General features: G+C 61.7%; 12 protein-coding genes. 4 read left to right on the forward strand and 8 right to left on the reverse strand.

All coding sequences use genetic code 11. From position 1 onward, the window contains the following. Together NZ746_01900 and NZ746_01905 are read right to left on the reverse strand one after the other, a co-directional pair. Positions 1 to 2,660 (reverse strand): CHAT domain-containing protein (locus NZ746_01900; protein MCS6816113.1); only part of this gene is annotated, 2,660 nt, incomplete at its 3' end. Between the two features lie 11 nt (positions 2,661 to 2,671). Next, positions 2,672 to 3,481: a hypothetical protein gene (locus NZ746_01905; protein MCS6816114.1), complete on the reverse strand. Its 810-nt coding sequence runs from the start codon at positions 3,479 to 3,481 to the stop codon at positions 2,672 to 2,674. 80 nt (positions 3,482 to 3,561) lie between these two features. Between NZ746_01905 and NZ746_01910 the strand changes: the two genes are divergently transcribed. Continuing rightward, complete coding sequence (locus tag NZ746_01910) at positions 3,562 to 4,098, forward strand: hypothetical protein (GenBank protein ID MCS6816115.1); 537 nt, start codon at positions 3,562 to 3,564, stop codon at positions 4,096 to 4,098. 119 nt (positions 4,099 to 4,217) lie between these two features. On the opposite strand, the gene NZ746_01915 is transcribed toward NZ746_01910, so the two are convergent. The 3 genes from NZ746_01915 to sucC all read right to left on the reverse strand — a co-directional run bounded on the left by NZ746_01915 (position 4,218) and on the right by sucC (position 10,418). Continuing rightward, positions 4,218 to 7,094 carry a ComEC/Rec2 family competence protein gene (locus NZ746_01915; protein MCS6816116.1) on the reverse strand — a complete coding sequence of 959 codons (2,877 nt, stop codon included), beginning with the start codon at positions 7,092 to 7,094 and terminating at the stop codon, positions 4,218 to 4,220. A gap of 64 nt (positions 7,095 to 7,158) precedes the next feature. After that, a complete protein-coding gene (locus tag NZ746_01920) occupies positions 7,159 to 9,165 on the reverse strand; it encodes an ATP-dependent helicase (GenBank protein ID MCS6816117.1) in 2,007 nt (668 codons plus the stop codon). A gap of 89 nt (positions 9,166 to 9,254) precedes the next feature. Continuing rightward, the gene (gene sucC, locus NZ746_01925; protein ID MCS6816118.1) at positions 9,255 to 10,418 is read right to left on the reverse strand and encodes an ADP-forming succinate--CoA ligase subunit beta; all 1,164 of its coding nucleotides are present in this window, start codon (positions 10,416 to 10,418) and stop codon (positions 9,255 to 9,257) included. Between the two features lie 209 nt (positions 10,419 to 10,627). Here sucC and pfp point away from each other — a divergent pair, with 209 nt between their 5' ends. Together pfp and NZ746_01935 are read left to right on the forward strand one after the other, a co-directional pair. Further along, on the forward strand, positions 10,628 to 11,929 hold the full coding sequence (gene pfp, locus NZ746_01930) for a diphosphate--fructose-6-phosphate 1-phosphotransferase (GenBank protein MCS6816119.1): 1,302 nt from the start codon (positions 10,628 to 10,630) through the stop codon (positions 11,927 to 11,929). A 2-nt stretch (positions 11,930 to 11,931) separates the two neighbouring features. Continuing rightward, positions 11,932 to 12,588 (forward strand): SIS domain-containing protein, encoded by a 657-nt coding sequence (locus tag NZ746_01935; protein ID MCS6816120.1) that lies wholly within the window; start codon positions 11,932 to 11,934, stop codon positions 12,586 to 12,588. A 103-nt stretch (positions 12,589 to 12,691) separates the two neighbouring features. On the opposite strand, the gene NZ746_01940 is transcribed toward NZ746_01935, so the two are convergent. From NZ746_01940 to NZ746_01950, 3 genes are all read right to left on the reverse strand, one after another. Continuing rightward, positions 12,692 to 13,303 (reverse strand): hypothetical protein, encoded by a 612-nt coding sequence (locus NZ746_01940; protein ID MCS6816121.1) that lies wholly within the window; start codon positions 13,301 to 13,303, stop codon positions 12,692 to 12,694. A gap of 98 nt (positions 13,304 to 13,401) precedes the next feature. Beyond that, positions 13,402 to 14,508, reverse strand: a complete 1,107-nt coding sequence (gene thiO / locus NZ746_01945; protein ID MCS6816122.1) for a glycine oxidase ThiO — start codon at positions 14,506 to 14,508, stop codon at positions 13,402 to 13,404. Positions 14,509 to 14,521: 13 nt separating this feature from the next. Continuing rightward, positions 14,522 to 15,241 carry a SprT-like domain-containing protein gene (locus NZ746_01950; protein ID MCS6816123.1) on the reverse strand — a complete coding sequence of 240 codons (720 nt, stop codon included), beginning with the start codon at positions 15,239 to 15,241 and terminating at the stop codon, positions 14,522 to 14,524. Positions 15,242 to 15,486: 245 nt separating this feature from the next. On the opposite strand from NZ746_01950, the gene acnA reads away from it, so the two are divergent. Further along, entirely contained in the window at positions 15,487 to 18,243 is a 2,757-nt protein-coding gene (gene acnA / locus NZ746_01955; GenBank protein MCS6816124.1) for an aconitate hydratase AcnA, read from the forward strand. The last annotated feature ends 238 nt before the right edge of the window (positions 18,244 to 18,481 follow it).

Consider the following 18,481-nt stretch of genomic DNA (forward strand, 5'->3'; position numbering starts at 1 on the left):
CGCGCGATCTCGGCCGCCGTGAGGACGCCATCTTCGCGAGAATCCCTTCCCACGAGCGAGAGGACGACGGCCGAAAAATCCCCGTCTTGCGGATCGGCCACCGCATGCGTCGCCAAATGCACGAAGCGATACTTCGTGAGATCGCGACCCTTCAGGTTCTCCTCGCTCGCCTCGCGTCCGAGCCAAACCGTCGGTCGTAGCCCGTGTCGCGCGCTGAGCGCAGCGATCTCCCACACCTCTCGCTCCGTCAGAGGAAGCCGATGTAATCCTCCGCGCCATCGAGCGGCTGGCGTATTCATGGCCACGAGCGTCGGTGCGGCTTCCTTCGCGCGCGGATCATCCGCGTTGAAAATGGGATCGCCGACGAGAAGCACCCTGCCGCTTGAAGCCGTTCGTTTCTGCCGCGCAGCGATCTCGACGAGTACGGAGACCGAGGGGGTATAGACGACCGAGTGCTCCTCGATGAGATAGCGCGGGCGGAAAGATCTCGCGCGATCACTCCCTTCCTGAGCCGGCGCAGCTCCTTCATCGGGAGGATTCACGACAAGCGCTTCGAAGGCGAGATCGTGAAGCGCGGCATCGGGGATGATCACCAGCTCTCGGCCTCGAATGACGTGAGCTGCTGGGCGGAGGAGCAATTCGTAGAGCCGATGGGCGACGCGCGCATAGGCCCGCAGGGCTTCGGGCGTGCGCCCTTCCGGAGTGACCTGTCGTCGAATATGCGCCCGCCATTCGTTCACGGTATCCCGGATCGTCGTCCAGTTGGGCAGCTTAAAGAAATGCGCGGTTTCGCGCGTGAGGACGACGAGGAAGCTCTCGCGAATGCCGAGTTGATAAAGGAGAATGGCGGCGTTGGGGTGAGCGGCCAGATACTCGCGCTGCACGCGCTCGGCCGTGAGCGGCGCGATCCACGCTTTGTCCAATTCGCCCGCCGTCATGCGACGGATGCGCGCTTCGAGTTGAATGCGCTCGTTGAGCAACCGGGCTCGCTCTTCTTCCAAGCGATTCAATTCCGACGCATCGAGCGTCCCGCTTGAGCGCGCGAGGACGAGTTGGCGCCCGAGCGCCGAGAGACGATCGAGCACCGCTCGTTCTTCTTCCAGCAGTGCGATGTCGTTCCGCACGGCGGAGCCGACCTTCAAAGCCGCGAGTTGTTCGAGCAACGTCCGGCTCCGACTCCGCTCGGCCGCATCGAAAGCCTGGCGCGCGTATTCTGCATTGGGATGGCGCGCATAGAGGGTGTACAGGTTCCGGATGATCTGCGTGGAGATCGCCTTCGACCAGGAGAGGAAGCGCTGTCGCAGCTCTTCGATCGGCGCTCGCGCCCATGCGCGCTCGGTCACGCGCAGCGCTTCGGTGCAGAGTTGTAAGGCCTCTTCATGACGTCCCCGAAGCATCTCCCCATCTGCTTGCATCTGCAGAGCCATGCGGCGGGGGTTCGGATCGGCATCGTTGGGATCGGTCAACTCCAGGGCTTCGCGAGCCGAACGAACGATCCCCTCCGGATCGTTCATGGAGAAGTACGCGATGCTCATCGCGAGGAGAATGGCGCTCTCTTGATCTCGACATCCAAGGCGACGAGCGAGATCACGGGCTTCGGAAGCGATCCGCAAGCCTTCAGCGATCTTCCCGGATGCGATGCGGGTTTCGGCGAACCGATAAGTGGCCAGGAAGCGAAGCAGGGGATCAACGCCCTCGCGGAGGGCGTAAGCGCGCTCAGCATAGGCGAAGGCGCGCTCCCGTTCCGAGAGGCGGAGGAATTCGGACAGGGAAGCGTAAAGCGGCACGAGCAGCGTCGGATGCTTCAATCGCTCAGTGAGCACAAGTGCGCGGCGATAGTACGCCGTCGCTGCTTCGTGGCGATCCAAAGAGCGGTGAAGATCGCCCAGGCGCGTGAGCGTGAGCGCTTCGGCATACTCCGCAGCGCGCAAATTCTTCGCGAAGTCGAGCGCCCGTTCCAGCTCGGCGATCGCTTCTTCGTACTGCAGGTGACGGGCAAGCAGCGCCGCCCGCTCAAGGCCCAAGAACCAGCGACCATAGGAGAAAGCGGCTTCTTTCGCAACCTGTTCGCTCTGCGCGTAATGCGCTTCCGCTTCCTTCCAACGCCGATGCTCGCGGAGATATCGGCCAAGCGCCAGGTGCAGCCAGCTCTGCGCACGCAGATTCCGTTGGCGCTCGGCCCATTCCAACCCGCGTCGGAAGAAGGCGAACACATCGTTCTCTCGCCACAACGGTTCTTCATCGCCCTGCCGCAGCGTGATCCAATACGTGCCGTATTGATCGGCGTTCGTCCCGCAGACGATCGCCATGTAGCGTCCGCTCACTGGTAGCGTCGCGCGCAAGCGCGCGGTGAAGAACCAGTCGTCATCTTCGCTCCAGCCGATCGGGCGTCCCAAGGGACCGAGCAGTTGGACTGAGGGATCGAACTCATACGAGGTGACCGTGAGCGTGATTCGCTGTCCGGCTTCGGCTTGAAAGCTCCAGAAGTGTTTCGGCCCGCACACGCTTCCCGGCGCGAACGAATCCTGCGGCCGCAGGAGAGCTTCCTGGCGTTCGCCGAAGCGAATCGGTCGTGCTCCAGGAGCGCGCCAGACGAAGAAGAGCGTGGCGGCGATCACCAAGCCCGCCATTGCGCCGATGAGGATGATCGTTCGTCGCATCGTGCGCTTTCTCATCTCACGGTGCCAGACTGAAGGAGCTGTTGTTTCGCCTTCTCAGCCTCCGTGCGATACAGGCTGTTGCCGGCGATGAGGATTTCCAGCTCCCGGAGCGCTTCCTCGCGATAACCAGCACGAGCATACGCGAGAGCGAGATAGTATCGGCCGCGCTCCTGTTCGATGCCGATGCTGAGCTGCACGGCTCGTCGAAGAGGAGCGATGGCCTCTTGTGGGCGATTGAGCTGAAGCCAGGATGCCCCGAGGTAGAAATGGGCTTCCGCGTTCTCAGGTTCAAGCCGCGCGATCGGCATGAGGAGTTCGACGACGTGGGGGAAATCGCCCTTCTCGTAAGCGGAGCGCGCGCGTTCCATCGTCTCCGCAGTCCCCGCGCTGCGCAGCCGGGCAATCTCCTCGGGTGAGAGTGAGGATTTCGGAGCGGGAGACGGTGCCTTCTCCGGCGAAGCGATATTGGGTACATCAGAGGTCTCTTCGGACGCGCGGAACCAGAAGAAGGCGATCGTACTGGCGCTCACGGCAATCAGGATCGAAGCCGCCCACTGGATCGCGCGTCTTCGCTCGGCGAGCAGCGCCAAGCGCATCTTGAGAAGAAGGGATCGCTTTCGAGAGGCGAGGGCCTTTTCGCGTTTGGCGCGCAACAGATCCATGACGGGCTCCAAGGCGTACAGCTCGGCATGGCAAAAATTGCATTGCAGCAGATGGTTCAGGAAAGCCTTGCGCTCGCTTTCCTCCAACAGGCCCAATTCATATTGCGGCAGTAATCGCCCGAGCCGCGGATCCGTGCATTTCCGTTCGCTTGCTGACATACTCGGTCTTCTCTCCGTTGGGGCTACCATTCGATCCCCCATTTTTCTTTGAGAAGGCGCCGTAAGAGGCGCCGACCGCGATGCAACTCGACATCGAAATGATTGGGCGTGATGCGGAGGGCCTGACACAGCTCCTCCTTGCTCAACCCCATGAGGAGGCCACGGAAGATCGCCGCCTGCCGAGGCCGCTTCGCTTGCAGTTCGTCAATCGCTCGCTCGATGATTCGTTCCAGTTCTTTGACTTCCAGTTGGAGCTCTATGCGGGCAGAAACGCGCGCTTTCTCTATTGGGACTTCCACCGGATCGCGGCGGAGGCGATACTGGTAATAATTGCCAAGACGATTTCTCAAGACCTGCCGCGCGAATTTCATCACGCTCTCCCACGTCTCCAGCCTTTGCAAATGCCTGTGAACGATGAGCAGCGTCTCCTGAGTCGCTTCCTCCGCATCCGCAGCCCGCAGGCCAAGATTTCGTGTATTTCTTTTGGCGAGCGAGAGAATTCTTTCACGCAAGAAAGAAAAAAGCTCTTCGAGGGCCTCGTGCGATTCCTGCTGGGCCTGCCGAAGCAGCTCGGTCAGCTCGGCTTCTGTGTAAGTCCGAAAGACTCGTTCGGTTAGCTCCATGTCCGGCCCTTCCCCACACCGAGCGATTCGCGCCCTAGAATATCACATCCGGCGAGGGGTTGACAACAGGTCGAGATCTCATAGTGGCCTTCGAGCGATCGTTCCCCGCTCGCTCACCGACCAAATGGGGAGATCCGAAACGTTTGCCCGTCGGTCATGAGAGTGATCAGGCCTTGCTGCCCCGTGTGGAAGAGCGAGATGGCCCGGCGGTCATATCTCTCTCGGACCTCGGGATGCGGGTATCGGAATCGCCCGGCCACAGGATCAGCGGCCGTGACGATCGCCCATCGAGGCCGGACTCGCTCGAGGAAAGCATCGGAACTACTGGTGCGACTTCCGTGATGGGGGACTTTCAGGACGTCGCTCTGCAACTCCCAACCGGCGGCGAGCAGCGCTTCTTCGGCAGCGCGCTCGATGTCCCCAGTCAGCAGGAGCTTCGTGTCCCCATACTGAATGCGGAGGACGAGCGAGTCCGCGTTCTCCCACGTTTCAGGGGGACGGTCTGAGGGAGGTGGCCAGAGCACGGTGGCCGTGACGGGCGGGATCGCGCGTCCGATCCGAAGGCGATCGCCTTGCTGGATCTCCACCACGGGAATGCGCCGTCGTTGAACCTCTTGCAGGAAGGCGGAGAAAATGGGGTCCTTTGAGGGACGGCGCACAAGGAGCACGGCTCCGATGTCGAAATTCCGAACGACATTCAGGAATCCGCGCAGATGATCGGCGTGCGCGTGCGTGGGGACCAGGAGATCAATGCGCTTGAGCCTTCGCGACCAGAGGAAGTTGGAGACGACGGCTTCTCCAATGGGCAAACGGTCTTCGACGAACTCCGGCTCCCCGTCGTCGGCCATCTGCGTCGGCGACGGTCCGATCTCTCCGCCGGCGTCTACGAGCATCGTCGTGCCATCGGGAGATTCCAGGAGTATCGCATCCCCATGGCCCACGTCGAGGAAATGAAGGAGGAGCCAGCCCTTTGGTCGGGCGGGCGGAAACGGGTGGGCGACGAGGAATCCGAGATTCACGGTGAGGAGGACGAGCGCAATGCTCAGCGCCAATCGCCGTACTCTCAGTGGGCGATCCCGATGCCGTGCGCCAGGCTGCGGTAAAGTGTGAGCGGGAGGGTCCAGCGGACGCCAGGCGTGGAGCCGATATGCGAAGTAGAGGAGAATGGCCCAATAGGCGAGGTATACGAGCACGCCCGCTCCCGAATAGTCTGGGACGCGAGGGCTGAGCGCGGGGAATCGAAGGGCGAGTTCCGAGCTAGCGACGGTCGCTTCCGTGAGCACGCGGCTGAGCGTGACCGGATAGGTGGCCAAAGACTCTTGCCACAGCGAGAGCGCGAGCGCGAAGAGGGCGGTCAACCCAAGGAGCGCGATCGTCGCGCCGACGACCACATTGAGCGCAATGCCGATAAGGGCAGTGCGGTGAAAGTACTCGACCATAAGGGGGAGCATGGCCAGTTGGACGATAGACGAGACGAGCAGCGAGAGCACAAGGGCGCGCACCAGGGGTTGGAGCCGAAATCGATTGAGCGCACGGGCCAGGGATCCCTTCTCCAATCGGAAGCGAATCAGCGAAGTCTTTTGCTCGCGCTGAAACTGCCGTTCGTTCCAAAAGAGACACTCGGCCAATCGCCGCACGATCTCTGAGCTCTGTGGGGGATAGGGATGCTCGGGCGTCGGTCGCCAAGACCCGATCGCTTGAAGCCGCGCGATCAGTGGCGCTACAAGCAGGGCTAGGCTGCCGGCCGCTACGAAGGAGAGGTGGAATGAGGGGGAGAAGAGCTGTTGAGGGGTAATGACGAGCAGGACCAAGGCGGCGATGCCGAGATTATTGGCCACTGGCGCCTGCCGAAATAAAAGCGAAGCGAGCAGAAAGACCGTCACCATCACGGTCGCGCGCCAAACCGGAGGCTGGCCGCCGACCATGAGGGCATAGCCCCACAAGGGGATGAGCGTGCCGAAGGCGCGCCAGAACGATCGCCGCGTGTACCAGGAGATCACGGCAAAGAGCATCCCGGCCAAAAATCCGACGTGCAACCCGGAGATCACCACGATGTGAAACGTCCCTCCGGCGCGGAGCGCCTCCGCCATGTGGGCTTCGAGGAAATGTCGGTTTCCGAGAAGGAGCGCTTTCAAAAGTCCTGCCGTTCGAGGCCCTGCTTCGCGGAATACCCGGTCAATCTCCTGTTCGAGCAGCTCCTTGATGTCGGAAAGCGGAGTGAGCACGCGCACTAGGAGCCCGCGAGCAAATTCCTGCGTCGAAGATCGGGCGCACGAAGCCGCGTGGGGGAAGGGAGCGGGCGAGGTCTCCTCGAGCGGTTCTAATAGCAGCGGGCTTTTGCTCACGGCTGCGAGATCGTATCCCCGCTGCTCCAGATACTCGTCGTATTCCGGCGAACCGGGATTTTGATGCCGCTTCAAACGCACGAGCCGCCCGAGCGCTTGGAGGCGCTGGCCGTAGCGCAGTCCCAGCCGCTCGTAGATGGCGCGCGCTTCTGCATCGGGGAGGGCGACCATCAAACGCAGGCGACCGCTTGTGCAATAGATGCGCTCGAACGCGACGACGTGTTCGACATCAATATCGAGATAAACCCTCCCCGGCGCGCGCTCGGGCGAAGCCGCCAGACGTCCGATCACGCGCGTGGCTTCTCCGGCCGCGAGGAGTCCCCGGTCGTAAAGCGTTCGGAGGCGCGGCGACGCCGAGCGTCCTTCTGCGAGTTGCAGATGAAGAATGCCGACCAGGCTGTATCCGACGAGCAATATGGGAACGAAGGCGCGCGAGCGCCGCGCGGTGAGGCCGAGGAACCACGTACCAGTAGCGATGATTCCCCACAAAAGCGGGCGATGGGGAAGGACGCGGCCCAAGGCGATGCCGGCAGCGAAAGCCGCCGCCAGAAAGAGCATGGGTTGAAACCGCGGATCCAGGGGAGCGAAGCGCGGCGCTTCGACCGGTCGCGGTGAATCTCCAGGATAGGGAGGAGACGCGCTCACATTCGGCCTGATCCCCAGCGTTCGTCGAGCGGCGATCTCGCCACGCGCTTTCCAGAGAGCGCGTTCACGCCGACTCGATCACCCACGTCTCGAACAGTTCGGGCTCGACCTCGGTGATGAATCGAGAGGGGCGAAGCAAAATCGTGCGCACGCCTTCACGGGCGATGAGGGGGTAACAGACGTACAGCTCATCCTTGGCACGAGTGACAGCGACGTAGAAGAGCCGGCGTTCTTCTTCCAGAGCATCCGGATCCTGGAGCGAGCGCGCTGTGGGGAAGCGTCCATCAGCGGCCCAAATCAGGAAGACGATGCGCCATTCCAGACCCTTCGCTTGATGGATCGAAGAGAGCACGAGAGGTTCCTCTTCGCCTTCCGCTCCGCCGAGGATATCTTCGCCATAGAGTCCGTCGCGCATGGAGAATCGCTCCTGTCCGAGAAGGGCGACGTCACTCAGGAGATGCTCGGTCGAGGGATAACGAGCGGCGAATTGCGCGAGCTGGCGCAAATCTTCCAAGCGCATCTCGGCGTTGCTGTAGGTCGCGCGCAGATAGTCCGTGTAACTGCTGGCGAGGATGGCTTCGATCTGAGCGGCTGGGCGCTGGGCGAGCGGTTCGTCCATGAGCACCTCCAACAGCTCGCGCAATTCGCGCCATCCGGATTGGGCGCGGCGGGGGATGGAGCCTCGCGCTTCGACCTCGGCGAGCGCGCGCAGCAGATCCGGACTTCCGGCGATGACCGGCCAGATGCGCTCGATCGTACGCTGTCCGATCCCCGGCACTATGCGCAACAGACGCCGCCATGCCAGTTCATCGTGAGCATTCACGACGACGCGCAAATAGGCGAGCACATCCTTGACATGCGCCTGCTCGAAGAAGCGCAATCCGGAGCGAACGACATAGGGGATACGCCGCCGCATCAGTTCGACCTGCAGCTCCATCGAGTGGTAGTGCGAGCGATAGAGCACGGCGATCTCCGACAGTGGCACCCCTTCCTCGTACGCCTCCAGGATGCGCGTGGCGACGAAGGCCGCTTGCTCGTAGACATCCTGTGCCGGCACCAAGGCCGGTTTCGGCCCGTCCGCGCGTCGCGCGCGCAATTCTTTGTGAAACTGCCGCTCGTTGTGCCGAATGGAAGCGTTAGCCAGTGCTAGGATCTGCGGCGTGCTCCGATAATTTGTCTCCAGCCGGTAGATTCGCGCATCGGGATAGCGCTCGGGGAACTCATAGATGTTGCGAAAGTCCGTCCCCCGCCAACTGTAGATCGTTTGACAATCATCGCCGACGACCATGACGTTGCGATGGCGCGCCGCGAGCTGATCCACGATCTCGGCCTGAAGCCGATTCGTGTCCTGATATTCGTCCACGAGGATGTACTGGAACTGCTCCGCATACAGGGCGGCGATCGCCGGATGCTCGGTGAGCAATCGCCACCAATTCATCAGCAGGTCATCGTAATCCATCACGTTCTCGCGCCGTTTGCGCTCGGCGTAGGCGTGGAAGACGCGCTCAAGCTCCGGAAGAAGCGGCTCGAAATAAGGGAAGCGCGCCAGGACGATCTCCTCCAGCGAGCGCCCCGTGTTGATCGAGAGGCTGAGGAGATCCTGAAGGACTTCGCCGCGGGGGAATCGCCGCGCGCGCGTCTCGATGCCGCAGGCGCGCACGCATGCCTCGAGCAGCTCGCGCGCGTCCTCGCTGTCGAGGATCGTGAAATTCGGATGGTAGCCGAGCGCTTCTGCGTGTCGACGCAGCACGCGGTTGGCGATGTGATGGAACGTCCCCCCCCAGATGCGGCGACAATCCGTTTGCAATAGGGCCTCGACGCGCTGGAGCATACTGCGCGCGGCCTTATTGGTGAAGGTCACGAGCAGCACACGCGATTGATCGATCCCTTGCTCCACGAGCCAAGCGACGCGATAGGTGATCACGCGCGTCTTGCCCGAGCCGGCACCGGCGATCACCAAGGCCGGACCTTCCCCCGAGGTGACCGCCGCATACTGTTCCTCGTTGAGTTCCGCGCGGTAATTGATCAGCGTGCGCCGGATCGCTGTTCGCTTCAAGATGTATCGCTTCATCTTCGCGCTCTCAACCGATGATGGGCTGCTCCCAGTCATTCACCCTATCGCGCGCATGGCGAAGCTGTCAACAGGGGGATCTTCGAGGCTCACGCCTGGCGAGCGAGGGCGACGGCCAGCTCCGCCGCTTCGCTCATGCTGTGGGCGACAGTGATCGCCAATCCCGAATGCGCCAGTAGCTCCCGCGCGCGCTCGACGTTGGTCCCTTCCAGCCGCACAACGATGGGGACGGTGACGCCAATCTTCTGCGCCGCTTGGAGGACGCCCTCGGCGACAATGTCGCAGCGCACGATGCCGCCGAAGATGTTGATCAAGACGGCCCGCACGTTTGGATCCGAGAGCAAGATGCGAAAGCCATTCTCCACGCGTTCCGTCGTTGCGCTTCCGCCGACATCGAGGAAGTTCGCAGGCTCCCCTCCAGCGAGCTTGATGATGTCCATCGTCGCCATGGCTAGGCCGGCGCCATTGACCATGCAGCCGATGGTGCCGTTCAGCTTGATGTAGTTCAAGTCATACCGGGAGGCCTCCACCTCCAGTGGCTCCTCCTCGTTCACATCGCGCAGTTCCGCATACTCCGGATGTCGAAACAACGCATTATCATCGAAGGTGACCTTAGCATCGAGGGCATAGAGGCGTCCATCCTCGGTCACCACAAGGGGGTTCACTTCGACGAGCGAGGCATCGAGTTCGACGAAGGCGCGATAGAGGCCGAGGATGAAGCGCACGGCGGGCCCAAGTTGCTCGGCCGTGAAGCCGAGTGCGAAAGCGAGCCTGCGCGCCTGATAGGGTTGGAGGCCGAGCGTTGGATGGGCGTGCTCTTTGAAGATCAGTTCGGGCGAGCGCTGCGCGATCTCCTCGATGTCCATGCCGCCGGCTGGGCTCGCCATGAAGACCGGACAGCGCGCCGCGCGATCTAAGATGACCCCCAAGTAGAGTTCTCGCCGAATGGGCAGGGCCTCTTCGATGAGAAGGGTACGCACCACTCGACCTTGGGGTCCCGTTTGGGGCGTCACCAAGGTCATCCCCAGCATCTCACGCGCCAGCTCATAGGCGCGCTCCGGTGAATCGGCCAGACGAATCCCTCCGGCCTTCCCTCGCCCCCCCGCGTGAATCTGCGCTTTCACGACGACGCGTCCGCCGAGCTTTTCAGCCACGGCGCGCGCAGCGTCCGGCGTGGTGATCGCTTCTCCGCGAGGGATCGCCACGCCATAGCGTTTGAGCAGCTCTTTCGCTTGATATTCGTGTATTCGCATGAAGCGTCTCCTTCTGCTCGATTGATCAGCGCTTGGAGTTTAGGAGCACGGCTTGGGGAAGTCAAGATAGCGTCGGGCGCCCGCCACGCGGGCTCTTCGGCTCCTGAGCGTGGGAATGGGTTCCTCGAAGCGTTCGGTTTGGCGCGGAGGCAACGTCAGTGCTAAGATTAGGCCCTCATGCCCGTCGTCGAGGAGGGGAGAGATCAAAAATGAGTGCTGGGCGTGTGGGGATCTTAGTCGGAGGAGGGCCAGCGCCGGGAATCAACGGCGTCATCAGCGCTGTGACCCTCGAGGCGCGCAATCGTGGACATGAGGTCGTAGGCATCTACGATGGCTTTGCGTGGCTGATGAAAGGGGAGACGAGCCGCGTGCGACTCCTGGAGCATGACGAGGTCTCGCGGATTCATTTCCAGGGCGGCTCGATCTTGAACACCTCGCGGGCGAACCCGACGCGTCGTCCGGAGGATCTGGAGCGAGTGGTCGCGTCGTTGGAGGCGCTGGGCATTCGATATCTGGTGACCATTGGGGGCGATGACACCATGTACGCCGCGTATTGCGTGGCGCGGCAGGCGAACGGGCGCATTCGCGTTTGCCACGTTCCCAAGACGATTGATAACGACTTGCCGCTCCCGGGCGACATGCCGACGTTCGGCTTCGAGACGGCGCGTCAGTTGATCTTCGAGCTGCTGCGCAACCTGATGGAGGATTCCCGGACGACGAACCGCTGGTATTTCGTGGTCGTGATGGGGCGATCGGCTGGGCATCTCGCCCTGCAAAGCGGCATGGCAGCTGGCGTGACGACGATTATCCTCCCAGAGGAGTTCCCTGAGGTCGTGCATTTGGAGACAGTGGCCGATGTCCTCGAAGGAGCGATCCTGAAACGACGTGCATTCTGGCAGCGACGGGATGGCGTCGCTGTGATCGCCGAGGGGCTGCTGGAGCGCATTCCGGAAGACGAGCTGAGTCACATCGAAGGCGTGCGCCTCACTCGTGATGAGTACGGCCATTTACGGTTGGCCGAGATGGACCTGGCACATATCCTCAAGACGATTGTCGAACGCCGCTTCGCCGCGCGTGGAGATGCTCTCACGATCGTTCACAAGACGATCGGCTACGAGGTGCGGTCGGCTCCGCCGATCGCCTTCGATTGCCAATATGTGAAGACGCTTGGGTATGGGGCCATCGAGTTCCTGCTCAATCCTACGCCGGAGCAAGCTGAACAGTCCGGGGCCCTGGTTTGCGTTGTGAGTGGGCAGCTTCGATTTCTGCCTTTCGAGCAATTGATGGACCCGACCACCGGGCGCACGCGTATTCGCATCGTGGATGTCACGGCCCCGATGTATCGGATCGCGCGCGAGTATATGATTCGACTCGAACGCGAGGATTTCGAAGATGAACGGCGCTTGGCTGAACTGGCGCGGGTGGCCTCGACCAAGCAACATCCCATGACGCCCGAGGAGTTCCGGCAGCGATTCTATCACGTCGTCACAGACCTCACCGGAGGTATGTGAACATGAGGGGACGGCTCGAAACGCGTGAAGCGGCACCGGTCCGCCGCTATGAGGCAGCCGTTCGAGAATTCCTGGACATTGCGCTGGCTGAATTGCAAGCGTTGCGAAAGCGGCTCACGCCCGGATATTTCGATCAGGCTGTGGAATTGATCCTGCAGGCCGAACAGCGCGGCGGGCGCGTGCATGTCACCGGCGTGGGCAAGCCCGAACATGTGGCGACCTACATCGCTTCATTGCTCAACAGCACGGGCACACCGGCCTATTTCTTGCATGGGACGGAGGCCGTACATGGGAGCGCCGGACAGGTCTTGCCCGGCGACGTCGTCATCGCCATCTCCAATAGCGGCGAGACCCAAGAGCTCAAAGAGACCGTCACGACCGTCAAACGGATCGGAGCCCGCATCATCGGCGTCAGCGGACAGCCTCGATCTTGGCTCGCGCGACATTCGGATGTCTTTCTCTACGCTGGCGTTACTCATGAGGGCGATCCCCTCAATCTTCCCCCGCGTGCGAGCGTGTTGGCTGAGATCTACGTGTTGGCTGCACTCTCGGTCGCTTTGCAGGTGGAAAAAGGCCTCACTCGCCAGCAGTACCATCTCCTGCATCCGAAGGGACGGTTAGGGCAACTCTCTTCGGACAACGATTCCTCTTCAACGTAATGTGGGTCCCTCTTTCCCGCGCCTCGGAGGGATTTGTCCCCACTCTCGCGCACAAATAGCGTGGGTGCTCCTGTCCCGGCTCCTCAGAGAAAGTTGCAGGTGCTCACTTGAGGAAGTCAACGATTCGCCCCAGGGTGTCAATGACCTTGGGATTGCTCAAAATGACCAGGGCGATCACGACATACAGGATCGCTTTGACGCGGAACAGCTCGCCCCTCAATTCCTCGCGGATCTGCGTAATGTCTCGCTTCAGCTCGTCCCGAATCTGATACATCTCCGTGTGGACGGCGGCGATGTCCCCTTTCAGCTCGTCCCGAATCTGGTACATCTCCGTGCGGACGGCGGCGATGTCCCCTTTCAGCTCGTCCCGAATCTGGTACATCTCCGTGCGGACGGCAGCGATGTCCCCTTTCAACTCGTCCCGAATCTGGTACATCTCCGTGCGGACGGCGGCGATGTCCCCTTTCAACTCGTCCCGGACGGCGGCAATATCCCCCTTCAACTCTTCCCGAACGGTGGCGATGTCCCCTTTCAATTCCTCCCGCAGCTTGTGGATCTCATCCTTCATCTCCTCGCGCAGCTTGTAGATGTCCTCTTTTGTCGCCACATGGGTTTGAGCCACCTCGTGGATGTACTGCAATAGCGCCGCCGTGGCTTCGTCCCCCAGCTTCTCTCGCAGCAACCGGTAGGCTTCAAACGTATGTGCATTCGGCATAGCTCGTCGAAGACTATAGCATGGGCCTCCCCTGAAGTCGAGGGGGGATGAGCCGACGATTCCCTTCTGGGAAAGGTCGGCAGCGCTCCACGTAATGGTCAAAACCGATGGGGGTGGAACGGGGTGAGATCTCGGCTCGCTTGTCCGCTCGTGATCAGTTCCGCGATCAAGCGAGCCGTGATCGGAGCGAGCAAAATCCCATTGCGGAAGTGACCCGTGGCGATGAGAAGACCTGGCTCGGCTTCCCCCAAGATGGGGAGATGATCTGGGGTATCGGGGCGAAATCCAGCCCAAGCTTCGACGAACGTGCAGCGCTCGATCGCCGGGAGGATTTGTCGAGCGGCTGCGAGAAGGCGAAGAAGAGCATCGGCTGTCACACGCTTCTCATAGCCGACGTCTTCCATCGTGCTGCCGATGAACAAGCGACCATCGCGACGCGGGACGATATAGCAGTGTGCTGAATGCACGACGTGCTCCAGAAGGGGCGTGCGGGCGTGAAGAACGACGATCTGTCCGCGGATGGGCTTGACCGGGAGCGGCGGATGCCGCTGAGGATCCACAGTCGCTGCCCACGCGCCGGCACAATTGATGACCCACGTTGCCGTATACGCGCCGTGATTGGTGCGCACGCCGACCACACGATCCCCCTCTCGCATCAGACCGAGGGCGAGCTGTCCCGTCAAAATCTCCACGCCGCGACGCTGTGCCGCCAGAATGAGTGCCTTCATGAGTTGCTGATTGTCCACCTGATGATCGTCCGGCAGAAAGAGCGCCATCTGCACGGCGTCCGAGAGCGCGGGTTCGCGCTCGTGGACTTCTTGGGCCGTCAGGTCTTCAACGGCCAAGCCTATGGCCTTTTGCCTTTCATAAGCAGCGGCCAAGACCTCGCCCTCAGCGAAATCAAAGGCCAGAAAGAGCGCTCCCTCGCGGCGGTATTCGATCGGGAGGCCAGTCACCTCTTCGATCTCGGCGACGAAATCGGGATAAAGCTGAAGGCTTGCCCGACACAACTCGAAGAATGGGCCAGAAGGCTCGTGCATCACCTCGGATTGAGGCGCGAGCATGCCAGCCGCCGCATATGAGGCTTCGCGCCCGGGCTCCTCGCGCTCCAGAAGTCGGACACTGAGCCCCTCCTTCGCCAGGGTGTAGGCGATCGCGCACCCGATGATTCCTCCTCCCACGACAATGACGTCCGATGCCTTCATGTGACGACTCGTCTCATCGGCGATATCCGCGTCCATTGGCGATGCGCTCGGCCAGAGCTTTCGCCTTCTCGTAGTTTTTGAATCGCTTCTCCGCCTCCCGAAATTCCGCCGTGTGATAATAGCGTTTCCCGTTGATCGTGCGCGGGGGATAGACGAGATGGAGCATTTCGTGGAAGAGCACGTACTCGAAGAAGAACTCCGGGATGCGCGGATCGTCGAGCAACCGACTAATGACCAACGTCCGATGCGTGTGATCGAGGTGACCGAGTACCGTCCGGCTGCGATATGGACTCCAGGTCAAGATCGGCATTCGGAGAGCGCCGCCGAAGTAGAGCCGATTCAGCCGTTGAAAGGTATGTTCGAGATTTCGATACCGGCCCTGTGGGCCGAGAATCCGTTTGCGTCCACGCTGGCGCCGAGCGAGTTCGGCAGCGCGAAGGATAGCTGGATCAGCCGCATAAGTGCGATAGATCCGCTCCCACTCGTCCTCTACCTTTCGCCGAAAGAGCTTGGCCACCAGGATATGCGCCAACGCTTGGTGGACGCGCCGTGGCGCTTCCCGCAGAATGTCTGAGAGCTTCACATGCAGCCGATTGCTTCGCAAACGGATATAGTTATTGAGGCCGGCGAACGGATAGAACCCCACTTCAATCTCCGGCACCGATCGCCGCCCTGTGATCTGACGCACCGCTTCCGCGAAGATCCGCTTCAGCTCCGCCTCCGTGACCGCCACAGCCTTTCTCTCCGCCGGAATCCCCGTTCGGGACTCCTCCAGACGATCAAGAACAGTGTTTGATGTTAGCCAAAGGCTCGAAAAGTCGTCAAATGGGCTCTCGCTGACTCTCTCTCCGACCGAAGGAGACGTCCTCGGTGGAAAATTCGAGGCGGGATTGGTATCATCAAGGGTTGAATTCCTCGTGGGAGGAATCCCGTCGTGGGGATTCCGAGGCGCGCAGGGACCGAAAGGGAGGACGATTTATGGGCAGGGGGACGAAGGACAGTTTCGGCGTCCGATCCCGACTCTCGATAGGTTCGCTCTCGGTGGAGTACTTCTCTCTGGCGGCCTTAGCGCGGGCGGGCGTGCCAGAGGTCGCGCGACTCCCATTCTCGCTGAAGGTTCTCGTGGAGAACCTCTTGCGTTTTGAGGATGGTCGCACGGTGACGCCTGAGGACGTTGTGGCCGTCTGTCGGAGCGTGACCGGAGGTCGCCAGGAACGCGAGATCGCATTTCGACCGGCGCGCGTCCTCATGCAGGATTTCACCGGCGTGCCAGCGCTCGTGGACCTGGCGGCGATGCGCGATTGGATGCGTCAGCAAGGCAGCGATCCGCGACGCATCAATCCGCTGACTCCGGTGGACTTGGTCGTTGATCACTCCATTCAGGTGGATCAGTCCGGCACGCCGACGGCCTTCGCCGAGAACGTGGCGCGCGAGTTCGAGCGAAATCACGAGCGATATCGCTTCCTGAAATGGGGGCAGCAGGCCTTCGCGAATTTTCGCGTCGTCCCTCCGGGGATGGGGATCGTGCATCAGGTCAATCTCGAATACTTAGCCCGCGTGGTGTTCTTGGAGGAAGGTCTCGCCTATCCGGATACGCTCGTCGGCACGGACTCGCATACGACGATGATCAATGGGATCGGCGTGCTGGGCTGGGGCGTTGGAGGGATCGAAGCGGAAGCTGCGATGCTCGGCCAGCCGATCGCGATGCTCATTCCGGAAGTCGTGGGCTTCAAGCTGACAGGGGAGCTGCCTCCGGGAGCGACGGCCACGGACTTGGTGCTCACCGTCACCGAGATGCTCCGCCGAAAAGGTGTCGTCGGGAAATTCGTGGAATTTTATGGGCCGGGGCTTCGGAGCTTGAGCGCGGCTGATCGCGCGACGATCGCCAACATGGCCCCGGAATATGGTGCGACGGTCGGCTTCTTCCCCGTGGATGAGGAGACATTGCGCTATCTGCGCTTCACCGGACGCGAGGACGACTTGGTGGCGCTCGTCGAGGCATATACGAAGGAGCAAGGGCTCTTCCGAAGCGAAGAGACGCCGGATCCCATCTTCTCCGACACGATCGAGCTGGATCTCAGCACGGTCGAGCCGAGCGTAGCTGGACCCCGCCGTCCTCAAGATCGAGTTCCGCTCAAGGATTCGCGTCGCGCCTTCCGTCGAGCGCTCGTGGGCATGGTCAACGGCGAGGTCCAAAAGTTCGGTGCGGAGCAGCTCGCTCAATGGGTCGAAGGCGAAGCCGTGGAGTCCGCACCCATTCCCCTTCGGAAGCGGGTCTCAGTGCGCGTGAACGATCACGAGGCGGAGCTAGGGCACGGATCGGTCGTCATCGCTGCCATCACCAGTTGTACGAATACATCGAATCCCACGGTGATGATCGCCGCTGGGCTTTTGGCGAAGAAGGCCGTCGAACGTGGGCTTCGAGCCAAGCCTTGGGTGAAAACGAGTCTAGCACCGGGCTCGCGCGTCGTCATCGAGTACTTGCGCGAAGCGGGCTTGCTGCGTTATCTGGAGGCTTTGCGCTTTCACCTCGTCGGCTACGGCTGCACGACGTGCATCGGAAATAGTGGGCCGTTGCCCGAGCCCATCGCTCGCGCGATTCAGGAAGAGAGGCTGGTCGCCGTCGCCGTCTTGAGCGGTAACCGCAATTTTGAAGGGCGCGTGCATCCTCTGGTGCGCGCGAACTATCTGGCCTCGCCGCCACTTGTCGTCGCCTACGCGCTGGCGGGCACGATGGATGTGGATCTGCTGGCAGAGCCGCTTGGGACAGATCCCGAAGGCCGTCCCGTGTATCTGAAGGACATCTGGCCGACGCCTGAGGAGATTCAGGCGACAATGGGCGCCGCCATTCGCCGCGAGATGTTCCGCCGAACCTACGCCGACGTCTTCCGCGGCGAGGAACGCTGGAACGCGCTCTCCGCGCCGACAGGAGAATTGTTCGCATGGGACGAGGCCTCCACGTACATTCGTCGTCCCCCATTTTTCGAGGAGATGCCGATCGAGGCATCTCCCCTCGAGGACATTCGTGGAGCGCGCGCGCTTCTTGTGCTCGGCGATTCGGTGACGACCGATCATATCTCGCCCGCCGGTTCGATTCCCGTTCAAAGCCCAGCCGGGCAATATCTGATCGCGTGCGGCGTCGCCCCTTCGGACTTCAATTCCTATGGAGCGCGACGCGGCAATCACGAGGTGATGATCCGTGGCACGTTCGCCAATATTCGCTTGCGGAATCTGCTCGTGCCGGACGTCGAGGGGGGATGGACCGTGCACTTCCCAGACGGCGAGCGCGTGACGATCTTTGAGGCGGCCGAGCGGTATCGGGCGGAGCATGTGCCGCTTCTGGTCATCGCCGGGAAGGAATATGGTTCGGGCTCTTCGCGGGATTGGGCGGCTAAGGGGCCGCGCCTGCTCGGCGTGCGTGCTGTGCTCGCTGAGAGCTTCGAACGCATTCACCGCAGCAATCTCATCGGGATGGGCATCCTCCCTCTGCAATTTCGCGAAGGGGAGAATCGCGAGACGCTCGGCCTCACCGGTCGTGAGATCTATGACATCGCGGGCTTGGCGGAAGGACTCGCCCCGCGTCAAATGCTCACGGTTCGCGCTCGACGCGAAGATGGCAGCGAGACGGTCTTCTCGGCCATCGCGCGCGTAGATACCCCCATCGAGGTCGAATATTATCGGCACGGCGGCATTCTGCCTTACGTCCTGCGGGAATTGCTGAAAGAAGGTCGGTGACGCCCGTGGCCGCACGGGCGGATGAACGGAACTGCGCATGTATCGGCCTCGCTATTGCGCCGAATGCGGGCATCGCATCGAACGAGAGCGTTGGCGTTTCTGGCACAGCCGGCAGTTTTGCGATGCGTGTGCCCGCCGCTTCGAACGACACCGACGGGGATGGCTGGGTGCGCTCCTCATTGCGAGTCTCGCCTTGGGATTTTTGGTGGGCCGCCTCTCGGTACGCGCTCCTTCTCCA

This window comes from Blastocatellia bacterium (assembly GCA_025055075.1).
In the GTDB taxonomy this organism is placed as follows: Bacteria; Acidobacteriota; Blastocatellia; order HR10; family HR10; genus HR10.

Bases quoted from the DNA above. Each gene is read 5' to 3' on its own strand.
- NZ746_01905 (MCS6816114.1), bottom strand. From the start codon at position 3,481: ATGTCAGCAAGCGAACGGAAATGCACGGATCCGCGGCTCGGGCGATTA.
- NZ746_01910 (MCS6816115.1), top strand. From the start codon at position 3,562: ATGCAACTCGACATCGAAATGATTGGGCGTGATGCGGAGGGCCTGACA.
- NZ746_01920 (MCS6816117.1), bottom strand. From the start codon at position 9,165: ATGAAGCGATACATCTTGAAGCGAACAGCGATCCGGCGCACGCTGATC.
- sucC (MCS6816118.1), bottom strand. From the start codon at position 10,418: ATGCGAATACACGAATATCAAGCGAAAGAGCTGCTCAAACGCTATGGC.
- pfp (MCS6816119.1), top strand. From the start codon at position 10,628: ATGAGTGCTGGGCGTGTGGGGATCTTAGTCGGAGGAGGGCCAGCGCCG.
- NZ746_01935 (MCS6816120.1), top strand. From the start codon at position 11,932: ATGAGGGGACGGCTCGAAACGCGTGAAGCGGCACCGGTCCGCCGCTAT.
- NZ746_01940 (MCS6816121.1), bottom strand. From the start codon at position 13,303: ATGCCGAATGCACATACGTTTGAAGCCTACCGGTTGCTGCGAGAGAAG.
- thiO (MCS6816122.1), bottom strand. From the start codon at position 14,508: ATGAAGGCATCGGACGTCATTGTCGTGGGAGGAGGAATCATCGGGTGC.
- acnA (MCS6816124.1), top strand. From the start codon at position 15,487: ATGGGCAGGGGGACGAAGGACAGTTTCGGCGTCCGATCCCGACTCTCG.